Below are 13813 nucleotides of genomic sequence, written 5' to 3'. Positions count from 1 at the left end.
ACGTTTTGCTTTGTTCATAAAGCATTAAGGTGGCTCAATACATAGCAAAAGATGACTTCACAGCCCTGTTTAAGCTACACTAACGCGTTTTTAATTTATCACTACGACAAACACAACTATGCATAACAAAGCTAAATCTGTCACAATTTTTGATGTTGCCGACCTTGCAGGTGTGTCTAAGTCAACGGTGTCTTTGGTGCTGACTCAAAGTAAAAAAGTCAGTAATAAAAGCAAACAAAAAGTATTAAAAGCAATTGATGAATTAGGCTACGTTTATAACCGCGATGCCGCAGCTATGCGCTCAAAGCGCTCTAACTTAATCGCTGTGGTTATAAATGATTTAACTGACCCTGTTATGGCACAGTTGGCCACCGAGCTTGAGCTAATATTAAACAATGAAGGTTTTCAGGCCGTTATTGTTAGCAGTAACAATAACGTTGAGCAGCAAACACAGGCAATTAATAAACTAAAAGAATACAACGCCGCCGGATTTATAATTTGCCCTGTGACTAATACATGCACCCAATGGTTAGACACATTAAGCTCTCAGCATAGCGTTGTTACGTTAATGCAAGAGCTTGCATTTAGTAATGCACCTTGTGTGTTACCCGACTACAAAAAAGCAAGCCATATAGTTAGCATGCATTTACTTTCTCAAGGGGTTACAAACATTGCGTTTATAGGCAGCAATTTACAATTAAGCAGCTGCTTAACACTTCAACACGGCTTTAATACCGCATGTGCACAACACAGTATATCGCCACTAAACGCAATCGAATGTGGTGAAAATTCCGCTCTTAGTGCCAAAAATGCTTTTGCACAGACTTATAAAAGCACCCCTGCTATTAACGCCATTGTGTGTGCGAATGACATTATCGCCCACGGCGTGCTAGCAAGCATTAACACATTAAACTTAGCAGCTAATCAACGCATCAAAGTAGTAAGCTGTCAGCAAGTTAAAAATAGCGCCTTACTTGACGATACATTAACGAGTGTTGCAATCAGCACGCATGAAATCGCAAAACGTTGCCTTTTAGTACTACAAGAACTATTACAAAATACAGCCCCACCGGTTAAAACACTGGTAAATGTTAACTTACAAATTAAAGAGTCTAGCCAATGAAAAAAGTGCTGGTAATTGGCTACGTATGGCCAGAGCCCAACTCATCCGCTGCGGGTACGCACATGATGTCATTATTGAACGCATTTACAGCACAAAACTGGCAAGTGGAGTTTGCTACTCCCGCTCAACGCACAGAGCACATGGTAAACCTTGACGACTTTGGTATAACAAGCCAAAGCATTGCCCTTAATTGCGAAAGCTTTGACGAATACGTTAAAGCCTATAACCCAGATATTGTAATGTTTGACCGGTTTATGATGGAAGAACAATTTGGTTGGCGCGTTGATAAGCATTGCCCCAATGCCATTAAGATTCTCGATACCGAAGATTTACAGTGCCTGCGAAACGCACGCCATGAAGCGCACAAAGGCGAGCGTGAATTTACAACCAGCGATTTACATTCAGACATAGCAAAACGCGAAATAGCGGCTATTTTGCGTTGCGACCTAAGCCTAATTATTTCAAGCTACGAAATGGAATTACTCAATAGCGTATTTAAGGTCGAACCAAGCTTATTACACCATTTACCGTTTATGGTCGATTTAACCTCGCTGCCCGAAACCATAAAAAGCTTTGATGAACGTCAGCACTTTATGACGATAGGTAATTTTAGGCATGCGCCAAACTGGGACGCAGTACTTTACTTGCAAAAAATATGGCCGTTAATTCGTAAACAACTACCAAAAGCTGAGCTACATATTTATGGCTCTTACCCGCCACCTAAAGCCACAGCACTTAATAACCCTAAAACGGGTTTTTTAATAAAAGGCTGGGCCGATAACGCCTATGATGTAATGCAAAGTGCGCGCGTATGTTTAGCCCCTCTTAGGTTTGGCGCCGGTATTAAAGGTAAATTACTTGAAGCCATGATTATGCGAACACCCAGCGTTACCACTAGTATTGGTGAAGAGGGCATGCACAACGATTTACCTTGGTCTGGTAAAGTGGCTAATAATACCGAAGACTTTGCAAATGCAGCCGTTGAGCTTTACACCAATGAAACCGATTTTGAACATGCCCAGCAAGCTGGCAATACGCTACTTAACACCGTATACGACAAAGTAAAATTGAGCGCGGCACTCATTAATAAAATAGATGCAATAAGCAGCGATTTAAGCACGCATCGTGAAAAAAACTTTACCGGACAAATGCTCAAACATCATACAATGCGAAGCACACAATACATGGCGCAATGGATAGCGGAGAAAAATAAAAAATTAGATTAAAAATGACTAGACACACACCAATTAGTCTTTAAAATCGCGCCCATTACATATGGGCGTTTTAGCCTATACTTTTAGCTAATTTATTTACACACTGGCCTAAATAAGATTTGAAAACTGCAACCTTTACAGAAAAACGCAAATTTATCGTTAAGTTGGGTAAAATGCTTCATAAATACGGTACGCCTGCCTACCGCCTAGAAGCACACTTAATGGAAGTCGCCACATACTTAGGCCTCAAATCGTCGTTTGTTATGTCGCCCACCTCGGTCACCTTTGTTATTTGGACCGACGGCCATGAAGATGAGTATACGCATGTGGCACGAGTTGACCCAGGCGATCATGATTTAGGATCACTTGCCGATACCGACGACCTTGTAAATAAAATGCTTAATGAAGAATTGTCTCTTCAAGAAGTAGACCAACAGCTAGATATAATTTTTGATGCCCCTAACCCTTACAATAAATTAACGACAGGTATTGCATTTGCAACCTCGGGCGGCGCATTTGCAATGCTTATGGGCACCAGTTGGACCGATGTAATTTGGTCTGCGTTACTCACCCTTGTGGTGTATATGTTTGTATTGTGGTCTATGCGCTCTAAACGTGTAGCGCATATGCTTGAACCACTTGTTGCTATTGTTTCAGCAATTATGGCCTGTGCTGTAAGCGTTTATATAACACCCGAAGTAAACATACGCTTAGTGGTGCTTTCTGCCATTATTGTATTTATACCGGGCCTTGCGCTTGCACTTGGATTGGCAGAGCTTGCAGCTCGCCACTTGGTCTCGGGTACAGCAAGAGTAATGGACTCATTTATGTTGCTGTTTAAACTCTATTTTGGTGGCTTTATAGGTATAGGCATTGGCTTTGCACTTTTTGGCCAAGCAGACTTTGTTCAACCGGAGCCTTTACCCAGCTGGACACCTTGGCTTGCTATATTTTTACTGTGTAGCAGCCTAATAGTTATATTTAGAACCAAACTAAAACATGCGGGTTGGTCTATTGCATCAGGTTTTATAGCCTATGGCACAAGTATTGGGTCAGCAATGTATTTAGATTACACATTGGGTACTTTTGTTGGCGCGTTATCGGTGGGTATTTTTAGTAATTTATTTAACCGTGTTGCTAATGCGCCGGCTTCAATTGTGGCAATGCAGGGCTTGATTGTATTAGTCCCAGGTAGCAAAACCTACATTGGCTTAAATTCACTTATTGAAGGCCAAGACTTTATATATGCAGAGCATATAGGCCAGCAAACATTTTTAATATTTATGTCGCTTGTAGCCGGGCTTATATTTGCAAACGTTGCCTTACCGCCTAAAAAAAGTTTATAAAAAGCAGCGCGGTACATTCCGCGCTATTCATTATTTATTTTATCACCTTCATTTAACGCCCTCTTTTGAGCATTAATCGCATTTTTTAGTTTATTAACCTTAGCTTGTTATACTAATCTGGATTTTAAAAATAAAGGATATAACAATGCTTAAGACAAGCTTAGCGCTAGCAATCGGGCTTTCAAGCAGCCTTGCATTTGCGCAATCAGCAATCACAGTTGAAGACATTCCAAAAGTAAAATCGGTAATACAAACAAGTATTAGCCCAGATGGTGAAAGCGTTGCATTTACACGCTCGTTACCACGCAAACTTTACGTTGACGAAAATGGCAGCAATTACAGCGAACTTTACGTTGTAGACGATGAAGGTGTTGAACGCCCATTCATTACCGGTTCGGTTAATATTAAAAGCCTACAATGGTCAAACGACAGCAAAACAATTTACTTTTTGGCAAAGCTTAAAGACGATAAATTTACTTCGCTTTACCAAATTCCTGTTGATGGCGGACAAGCACAAGCAGTTATGTCGTTAAAAGGGACTTCTATTTCAAGTTATCAACTAAGCCCAGACAATAAACAGCTTGCGTTATTAGCGATGCCCGCTGCCGACAAATCAGATAAAGAATTAAAAAAACTTGGTTTTAAAGCAGAAGTATACGAACTAGGTTTAAAAAACAAACAACTCTTTGTTGTTGATTTGGCCAAAGAAGATAAACCATTATCGCCAACAGCCATAAACATTAATAGCTATGTAAGCGATGTTAACTGGTCAGCCGACAGTGAAAAGCTACTCGTTAAAACTCAACCTACAGCACTTATTGACGATCGCTATACTAAATCAATGTGGCACCTTTACGATATTGCTAACGAAAAAGTAACTTTATCGTTTAAAACACAGGGTAAATTGGGCGATGCCGAGCTGTCGCATGATAGTAAATACGTCGCTATTTTAGGCGCAGAAGATAAGCATGACCCTGCTACAGGTCGTTTATTTATTGCTGACACTGAAACCGCAAAAATCACTGAGTGGCTACCTAACTTTATGGGCCACGTCGTTGATTTTGAATGGTCGCATAAGCGTAACACGCTTAACTTTATTGCCAATGTAGGTACGCAAAGCTTTGTTGCCAGTATCAAAGCAGGCTCTAATAAATACAAAAAGCTAGTTGATGAAGGCCAATTTATTGCAACGCAGTTAAGTGTTTCTGACTCAGATAAAACATTGGCACTTCGTGGTAACAGTGCTAAGCATCCTAACGAAGTGTTTATTGTGCGTAGTAAAAAAGCAAAGCGTTTAACAGACTCAAACAGCTGGCTGAACGATAAACGTTTTGCTAAACAAGAAACGATTAAACTTAAAGCGCGTGATGGGGTTGAACTAGACGGCGTACTTGTATACCCGCTCGATTACAAAAAAGGCACACGCTACCCACTTATAATGTCAGTACATGGCGGCCCAGAAAGTCACGACAAAGATGGGTGGGTCACCAATTACTCTCGCCCTGGCCAAATGGGTGCTGCACGTGGGTACGCAGTATTTTATCCCAACTATCGTGGTTCTACAGGTAAAGGCGTTGATTATTCAAAGCTAGGGCAAAACGATTACGCTGGTAAAGAGTTTGACGACCTAGTGGACTTTAAAAACCATTTAGTCGACATGGGTCTAGTTGACAGCAAACGCGTTGGTATCACAGGTGGTTCTTACGGCGGTTACGCCTCTGCTTGGGGTGCAACAAAACTAACTGAACATTTTGCAGCAAGTGTTATGTTTGTGGGTGTCACTAACCAACTTTCTAAGTTTGGTACCACTGATATTTCAAACGAAATGCACCTAGTGCATGCCCGTTCATACCCGTGGGATAAATGGCAATGGTATTTAGAGCGCAGCCCAATTTACTGGGCTGGTCAGTCAGAAACACCGTTGCTTATTATGCACGGTAAAGACGATCCACGCGTTCACCCTGCGCAATCTATGGAACTCTACCGCTATATGAAAGTACAAGGTAAAGATGTACGCCTTGTTTATTACCCGGGTGAAGGCCACGGCAACCGTAAAGTGGCAGCACAATACGACTACAGCTTACGTTTAATGCGTTGGATGGATAACTATTTAATAGAGGGTAAAAAAGACATGCCTGATTACGAAATAGACCACGCAGCAAAACTTAAAGCAGTAAAAGATGCCAATAAATAATTTGTGGTAAGTTAAAATATCAAGGCCGGCATTGTTGCTGGCCTTTTTTTATTATTTGTAGAACCAATATCCCCTAGCAAGCTCATGCTGTGATAAAATCTAAATTAATTCTTCGCCTCAATTTCATAATTCGACCGCTATGTCTAACAGCCCTTGTTTTACCCCATTTGCTCAACCTGTTTCCACTATTCCTTTACCGGAACAGTTTACTTACCCCTTTTTTTACGAGCCACACCCGTTAACTATTGCAGCAAGCGAACAATTGCAACACCAGCTCGAAACACTGCCACATTTAAAAGCTGAAAACGCGGGTAAAATGTTTGGCGTGTTAGTGGTTAAAAATGAGCAAAACGAACTGGGCTTTTTAGCTGCCTACTCAGGGCAAGTTGACGCAAACAAAGCCAGTATTAACTTTGTGCCCCCTATTTCAAGTATGCAATTAAACGATGAAAATTACTTAGCTAAAAGCAAAATAATAAATGACTTGAACGCACAAATAGACGAACTTGAAAACAGTGAGCAGCTAAAGAGCATTAGCCAATTATTAGCTACCGCCAACGAAGGCTTTGAAAAAGAGCTGCAAGCGCAGCATGCTTTAATGCAAAAAAGCAGAAAAAAGCGTAAAAAACAACGCAGCGACGCTGAAAAAAAATCGAGTAAAACCAAAATCCAACAACTCAAAAAAAAGCTAGCAACACAAAGCATTGAAGAAAAAAAGCAGCTTCAGGCATTAAAGCAAAAATGGCAAACACAGCTAGTCACACTTGAACAAGCGCATAGCAAAATAAACGATGAACTTGAACATTTAAAAAAACGCCGTAAAACGCTCTCCAAAAGCTTACAAAAAATACTATTTGCTCAATATCAATTTCTTAATATTGACGGCGAAATAGAAGACCTCAATGCTATTTTTGCCAAATTACCTGAGCATACGCCGGCATCGGGGGCAGGTGACTGTGCAGCCCCTAAATTGCTTCAATATGCGTTTAAACATAACTTAACACCCATTGCCATGGGTGAATTTTGGTGGGGAGCCCCGCCTAAATCTGCGGTTAGGCAGCATAAAAACTACTACCCATCTTGCTTTAGTAAATGTCAGCCTATCTTAGGCCACATGCTAAAAGGCTTAAATGTAGAACCTAGCCCACTGTTGAATAACCCTGCACAAGGTAAAGAGCTTACTGTTGTTTACCAAGATGACGATTTGGTCATAGTGAATAAACCGGCAGAGTTTTTATCGGTCCCGGGCATTACCATAGACGACTCTGTATTCTTGCGTATGAAAACACAATTTCCAGAAGCTACAGGCCCACTTATTGTGCACCGATTGGATATGTCAACCTCAGGACTATTAATCATTGCCCTAAATAAACGGGCACATAAAGCCATTCAAAAACAATTTATTGAGCGCACAATAGAAAAGCGCTACGTTGCTTTAGTTGACGGGAATATAGAACAAGAAAGCGGTACTATAGAGTTACCACTAACACCAGATTTTGATGATAAGCCGCGTCAAAAAGTGTGTTACCAAAAAGGAAAGCCTGCACTTACAACATGGCAAGTACTTGAGCGAAAAAACAACACAACTCGCTTGCAGCTTTACCCTAAAACAGGGCGCACACATCAACTGCGTGTGCACTGCGCACACGTATTAGGTTTAAACACCCCTATTATTGGTGATACACATTATGGTAAAAAAGCAGACCGGTTACACCTGCATGCAGAGTATCTAGCATTCACGCACCCGATTAATCACGAGCGTTTAGAGTTTAAAATTGATGCTGATTTTTAACTGACAAATACTAAAACCACCATAAATAAGGCTGCTATCACGCCTATACTAGGATTATAGGCGTAGATATTTTTATAAAATAACTTTTATGGTAATGTAATTGGATAATTAATGGTTAACCAATACTTAATAGAGATTGAAAATGCTAGATATAAACATCTCTCAAGGCTACAACCTGCTTAAGTTTTTGATTAGTAAAAGTATATGGATGAGGTTTAGCCAAAATTTAACTAACCCTACGTTTTTCAAAAAAAACACGTATCAAGTTAGTAAGGGCTTAATATGACTAATAACATGCAATTTAAAGCAAGTTACCTCTCGGTGTTGGTTAAACAGCTTGTTGTTGTGTTTTTTTTACTCGCCGCCTTTCAAAGTATTGCTTATTCAAACAACTCCGCTGCCCCTGAGCTCAGTCAGCAAGACGTACGCGCGCTGATTAAAAGTGTAAGAACAGATAAACTTGATTACCTGCAAAACAAAAAACAAATCACTCAAGCTTACGAGCAAAGTAAATTAAAACAGAATGACGCTTTGCATTTAGAAGCTGCAGCCATTTATGCCGAACTGCTTTTTAGGGAAGAAAAGTACGAAAAATTAGATAAACACCTCACTGTTTACTTATCAAATCAGCAATTATCTAAACAACCTGACGTATTACTGCTATTTTTGGAGTCACAATTAAAACTGCTTAGCCTACAAAAAGAACTCCAAAAGGCAAACGATGTTGTTAATCAACTAAAAACGCGATTTTCTCAATCTACACCGGCTGAAAAAATCATTATTTTAAGAGCCTTTGCATACTTTTATACCGAAACAGATGAACTGAAAAAAACCTTGAGCGTGGCACTTGATGGATTAGAACTGGCGATGCAAAACAACGATATTGCATCGCAAGGCTATTTTTACAGGAAGATAGCCGATGCGTATAATTATTTAGAAAACAAAGAAAAAGCAATAACATACGCTAAAAAAGCGCTGATCGCATATCAGCAAACTCAAGATGGCTTATATACAGCTAAAGCTTACTGGAGCTTGGGCAATGTATTACTTGAAATAAATAAACCAAACGAATCCCTCATTTATCTAGACAAAGCACTCTCTTACTTTGAATCTGTTAACATGCAAAAAGGACTGTCTTTTGCTCAGTATTCAATTGCTAATATTTTATACAAACAAGAAAACTACGAAGATGCGCTCGCCTTAGCCACAAAAAATATTGAGGTTGCCCACCTAGCCGGAATAGGTGATATGAAACTCGCATCGATGATATTGATGCTAGATATTTATAAAAAACAAGGTTTACTTGAAAAAGCCGATAAAATGAACGATGAAGTATTTTCGATGATCGATGATTTTAGCCGCAGCATTTATAAAGCCGATTACCTTCAAAAGCGATACCAGTTAAAACGAAGCCTCAACAAAACAGACGATGCATTTGACGCAATGGAGCAAATGCTTACATTTATGAAAAAGCATTACGAAGCCACCAGCGAAACAAACATTAAAACACTGCAAATAAAATTTGAAGTAAAAGAAAAAGAAGAAAAAATACTCCAACTAGAATACGACAAAAACATTAACGAATTACTCGCCAAAGAAGAGTATCAACAAAAAATAATTTGGCGGTTAAGCGCAACAATTGCGTTTATTTTAGTTATTGTGTCGTTATTACTTATTTATAAACAAGTACTACAACGTAAAAAATATTATAACATTGCGCTGACTGACTACTTAACTAGCAGTTTAAATCGACGCGGTATTATGCAAAAAGCGGCTCAAAAACTTAAGCAAAGCAATGCTACAATTGCCATTGTCGATCTAGATTTGTTTAAGCACATTAACGACACTTACGGCCACGATGTGGGTGACTCCGTTCTTAAAGCTTTTGCTCGTGCAGCACAAAATACACTTGCTGGTGACGACCAATTTGGCCGCTATGGTGGTGAGGAATGGTTATTTGTTTTAAACACTGTTGATAAACAAAGCGTTAAAACAACGTTCGATTCTATTGCCAATACACTGATAGATATTTGTAGCGAAATAGAAGGCTTAAATAATACTGAAACCATTACGTTTAGCGCAGGTGCAGCAATTAGCTCCTCCTCTAACCGCTCACTTGAAAAACTGATCATTCATGCTGATGAGCTTCTTTATAAAGCCAAACAAAGTGGCCGCAATCAGGTTAACGTTGAGCAGCCCTAGGCGTATTCAAGCTTAACAAACACATAACCCCCCAATATGTTTTTAACAAGCTAATTGTAAAAAGCTGCACGTGAAGTATAAGCTCGTATTAAAAGTAAGAAATTATTTCATCCTCTCGTCTGTAAAAAATACACAAACAATCCAAAAATATAGCCTAAAATATATAAACTCATTATTTTCAATAACTTGAAATCTGGCACTGCGTTTGCTTAATAGTTATTAAGCAACGTAATTGATTAGGATGATTTATGAATATTTTTGAAGCACTACGTAATGATCATGACAAACAACGCAAACTAGTTGACGCGCTTATTCAAACCAAGGGCGACACAAAAAAACGTCATAGCTTAATGGATGAGCTAAAAACAGAGCTAGAAGAACATGCAAAATTTGAAGAGCGCTACTTTTATAATCCATTAATTTGTGAAGATCTAACGCAAGAAAAAGCACGCCACAGTGTTGCAGAGCATCATGAAATTGATGAACTAATTGAACAACTTGAAGACACCGAAATGAGCTCATCAGCATGGTTAGTAGAAGCTAAAAAACTACACCATTTAGTGCATCATCACTTAGATGAAGAAGAACATGAAGTATTTCAACTAGCAGGTAAAGCGCTGTCTGAAGGGCAAAAAGAGCGCTTAGGCGACAAATACAACGACGCAATGCATTAATCGTAAAAGTGAGAATTCATACACCTCCCTGTGTACTTTTGGTTATAAGCTAATTGGCTTATAACCATTTTTTTGTTTGGCTGTTTTATTTAATAGTATATTTTACGTCTTGATCTCGTAATAAATAAAGCGCAAAACACGCTGCCCACATTGGCCACGCAGTAAAAAATAATAAGTTATTAAAGCCATCAATGTACTGATTGTAAGATGACAGCGTTGATAGGCCGTGCATTATAAAAATAATACCGTAAGTTATACGTTTTTTAATACCTGCTAAAAACGCTAAAACAAGTACTAGCTGCAACGCACCAATAATGTAAGCCACCATATCTGTAGAGCCACTGATCCCATAAAAATGCTCAAAAATACGTGCGCTATGTCCAGGGTTAACAAACTTATCGAATGTCCACATAACCATTACAATAAACACACCTACACGCAAAGATAAAAGTGACCACTGCAAACGATTTTGAACATCACTACTTAAAGAATCCGTCATGAAATTTCCTTTAAAAATATATAAATAAACCAAGAACAGAACAAGACCGTATAAGTTATGATTAATTTCAAACTATTTAGATTTAATCCAAGTAGGTATTCAACAACATTTAAAGCTTAAGACTATAATAAGAATAATTTGCACGCATCCATTCTAAAAATTAAAAAAGTTATACTTTAATTGAAAGATATTTTTATTCCTTTCGGTCTTTATCGCCAATAACTAATTACACTAGAGAGACAACCCTTGAAACACGCATACTTAGCACTATCGTTAGCCACCATATTAAACACTCCCCTTGTTGCTTTTGCAGCTGAAAAAACGCAAGTGAAAGATTCGATTGAACACATTGAGGTGGCTGGTCAAGTTATAAAGTCTCAAGGGCTTTCTGTTAAAAATGAAACAATTGACGGTCCTTTTGGTGATAACTTAGCACTTCAAGACATAGCACGCTCAGTTACGCCTATTTCAAGCGAACTTATAGAACAGCTTAACATTACTACTTTACAAGATGTATTAGCAGTAAGCCCAAACACATACTCTGCAAGTGGCTTTGGCGCGCCAAGTTTACCTACTATTCGCGGTCAATTGGGTGAGCTTTTTCAAGATGGTACACGTCGTCAAGCAGGTAACAATGGGTTTGGCGTGCCGTTATCGTTCAATTCTGTCGAACAAATAGATGTAGTAAAAGGCGCACCGCCGGTTTTGTTTGGTTCAAGCCAACGCAACGGTGGATTTGTTAACTTACAGTCAAAAGTAGCGTCAACGGACGAAAGTAAAGGCAAAGCGAGTTTATCGGCCGGTCGTTGGGACCAATACAGTGCGCAAATAGATTACACTGCGCCAATTATTAAAGACAAAGTCGGGTTTAGAGTAAGCTATGAACATCTTGACCATGGCAGCTATTACGATTATTCAGGTACTAAAAGCGACAGTTTATTTGCAGCACTACGCATTTTGCCAGACGATAAAAGCACTTGGGATATTAACTTTGAGCTATACCAAGTCGAATTTACCGACAACGCCGGTATTAACCGCCCTACCCAAGCTTTAATTGATGATGGCCTTTATATTACTGGCCAAGGCGTGCAAGCAAATGGCAGTACAGTACCGGCGGCGGGTTCGATTGTGTCGCCTACTGGGCAAGTAAACATTGATCGCAGCACTGTACTTACTGACCCTGATAACCAAAACGAAGCTACAACCTATTTAATTCACAGTATTTATAAACGTGAGCTAAGTGCAAATGCCTCACTTAAAAACATCACCTACTTTCAACATTTACAGCGTGAAGAGATTGCCCAAAATAGCTTTGTTGAAATTATTGACGGCGCCGACACGGCGCAAAATCGAACAGAACTAACGTATAGTTGGAACGACGAACAACAAACTATTTTTGCTTTTGACGTACGCTATAACAAAGTGCTTGGCTACAGCCAGTTCACCACAGAGGCCGACTTACCTATTGATTTAACTGGCCCATTATCAAATCGCCGCATTCCTTTAACAGACGCACAAAAGGCACGTTTGGTTGAGCTTCGCCCGGGTGTGTTCGTATCACCTGGTGCACAGTACGATATAGATAACGACGGTAGCGGCGACTTTAACCTATCAGACACCACTGACTCTCGTTCATGGCAAACAGGTTTTGCTATTCAGCAAGACTCGGATTGGACGGATAAACTTCATACAAGCGTAGGTTACCGGGTAGATTATTATGATGTAGAAGCACGTGATCCTATTGCACCACAAGGCCAAACTGCAGCAAGTGATAGCATTAACGACACGCTTCAGTCAGGTCAGGTAAGCTTTAATTACAAATTAAACGCTGATTTCACAGGCTACGGTGCCGCAAGTTATAACGAGGCCACATCAAACAGTATGGCTGGCGGTAATGTGCTGGGTGGCGGCAACGTGATTAGTGCACAAAACTTTGCAACAGAAAACACACTCGTAGAATTTGGTTTAAAATACGCCCCAACCAACAGCGACTGGTACGCTGATGGCGCGGTATTTAGCCAGCGCCGTAGTTTACGTAATCGCGATGGCAGCAATACAGGTATTCGTACCACGGGCTTTGAAAGCCAAGTATTTTACGATGCCTACCCTTATTGGCTAAGTGCGGGCTACAGCTACATAGATGCCCGCTACGATAACTCTGCAAGCAGCCAAGATTCAGCTCAAGTCGCTGATGCGTTTGATAACTCACGCCCAGACATTATTGCTGGTACGGGCGTTGGCGCGCCAAGCTTTACACCATTTGCACCGTCAAACAGTCAAGTACAAGGTATTCCAGAGCAATCGTTTAGTTTTAATGGTAATTATTCAATTACCTCGAAATGGCAAACTGGTTTTTCAGGTCTATATACAAAGAGTTACCCATTAGACTTTTTACAAACAGTTAAAATTCGTGATCAATACACGCTAAACGTAAATATTAGCTATGCATTTACGCCTAGTACCAAGTTACGTTTAGATGTAAATAACATCACAAACCAAAAAAATTGGCGTCCTGTTTTTGAAGGCGGCTACTTTGGCGCAACCTTGGCATTCCCTGAATTGCCAATAAATGCCAAGCTGACTCTGACCCATAAGTTTTAATATTTATGAATATTTAGCTTTAAAGGTTAAATATACATAAATTTGCTTCTTATAAAGCTAGGTAAAGCCTATGTGGTGTGGTTATTCCTCATAGGCGTTAAAGTAAAATTAATGCTAAACAGGCGCAGCCCAAAGGATTTACCTAGTGCAATCCAAAAAGGTTAATAG

9 protein-coding genes are annotated in these 13813 nt (G+C 39.7%); 8 read left to right on the top strand and 1 reads right to left on the bottom strand.

Features of this window, described 5'->3' with window-relative positions; all coding sequences use genetic code 11:
- Positions 1–118 precede the first annotated feature (118 nt).
- From ATS72_RS18005 to ATS72_RS17975, 7 genes are all read left to right on the top strand, one after another.
- On the top strand, positions 119–1123 hold the full coding sequence (locus ATS72_RS18005) for a LacI family DNA-binding transcriptional regulator (protein ID WP_058429878.1): 1005 nt from the start codon (positions 119–121) through the stop codon (positions 1121–1123).
- On the top strand, positions 1120–2349 hold the full coding sequence (locus tag ATS72_RS18000) for a glycosyltransferase (protein WP_058429879.1): 1230 nt from the start codon (positions 1120–1122) through the stop codon (positions 2347–2349). Before ATS72_RS18005 ends, ATS72_RS18000 begins: the two co-directional genes overlap by 4 nt.
- Before the next feature lie 107 nt (positions 2350–2456).
- Positions 2457–3683, top strand: a complete 1227-nt coding sequence (locus ATS72_RS17995; RefSeq protein WP_008129681.1) for a threonine/serine ThrE exporter family protein — start codon at positions 2457–2459, stop codon at positions 3681–3683.
- Positions 3684–3828: 145 nt separating this feature from the next.
- Positions 3829–5877, top strand: a complete 2049-nt coding sequence (locus ATS72_RS17990) for a S9 family peptidase (protein WP_058429880.1) — start codon at positions 3829–3831, stop codon at positions 5875–5877.
- A gap of 139 nt (positions 5878–6016) precedes the next feature.
- Positions 6017–7669, top strand: a complete 1653-nt coding sequence (locus tag ATS72_RS17985) for an RluA family pseudouridine synthase (RefSeq protein ID WP_058429881.1) — start codon at positions 6017–6019, stop codon at positions 7667–7669.
- 282 nt (positions 7670–7951) lie between these two features.
- Positions 7952–9871: a tetratricopeptide repeat-containing diguanylate cyclase gene (locus ATS72_RS17980; protein WP_058429882.1), complete on the top strand. Its 1920-nt coding sequence runs from the start codon at positions 7952–7954 to the stop codon at positions 9869–9871.
- Between the two features lie 248 nt (positions 9872–10119).
- Positions 10120–10545: a hemerythrin domain-containing protein gene (locus ATS72_RS17975; protein ID WP_006792655.1), complete on the top strand. Its 426-nt coding sequence runs from the start codon at positions 10120–10122 to the stop codon at positions 10543–10545.
- An 85-nt stretch (positions 10546–10630) separates the two neighbouring features.
- On the opposite strand, the gene ATS72_RS17970 is transcribed toward ATS72_RS17975, so the two are convergent.
- Positions 10631–11044, bottom strand: coding sequence for a hypothetical protein (locus ATS72_RS17970; RefSeq protein ID WP_058429883.1), 414 nt, complete (start codon positions 11042–11044; stop codon positions 10631–10633).
- Between the two features lie 246 nt (positions 11045–11290).
- On the opposite strand from ATS72_RS17970, the gene ATS72_RS17965 reads away from it, so the two are divergent.
- A complete protein-coding gene (locus tag ATS72_RS17965; protein WP_058429884.1) occupies positions 11291–13645 on the top strand; it encodes a TonB-dependent receptor in 2355 nt (784 codons plus the stop codon).
- Positions 13646–13813 lie beyond the last annotated feature (168 nt).

The organism is Pseudoalteromonas sp. 13-15 (genome assembly GCF_001468205.2).
GTDB lineage: Bacteria > Pseudomonadota > Gammaproteobacteria > Enterobacterales > Alteromonadaceae > Pseudoalteromonas > Pseudoalteromonas marina.
Note: the sequence above shows the minus strand (reverse complement) of the source record. Positions and strands in the feature narration are given on the sequence as shown.

Bases quoted from the DNA above. Each gene is read 5' to 3' on its own strand.
- ATS72_RS17980 (WP_058429882.1), top strand. From the start codon at position 7,952: ATGACTAATAACATGCAATTTAAAGCAAGTTACCTCTCGGTGTTGGTT.
- ATS72_RS17970 (WP_058429883.1), bottom strand. From the start codon at position 11,044: ATGACGGATTCTTTAAGTAGTGATGTTCAAAATCGTTTGCAGTGGTCA.
- ATS72_RS18005 (WP_058429878.1), top strand. From the start codon at position 119: ATGCATAACAAAGCTAAATCTGTCACAATTTTTGATGTTGCCGACCTT.
- ATS72_RS17990 (WP_058429880.1), top strand. From the start codon at position 3,829: ATGCTTAAGACAAGCTTAGCGCTAGCAATCGGGCTTTCAAGCAGCCTT.
- ATS72_RS17975 (WP_006792655.1), top strand. From the start codon at position 10,120: ATGAATATTTTTGAAGCACTACGTAATGATCATGACAAACAACGCAAA.
- ATS72_RS18000 (WP_058429879.1), top strand. From the start codon at position 1,120: ATGAAAAAAGTGCTGGTAATTGGCTACGTATGGCCAGAGCCCAACTCA.
- ATS72_RS17985 (WP_058429881.1), top strand. From the start codon at position 6,017: ATGTCTAACAGCCCTTGTTTTACCCCATTTGCTCAACCTGTTTCCACT.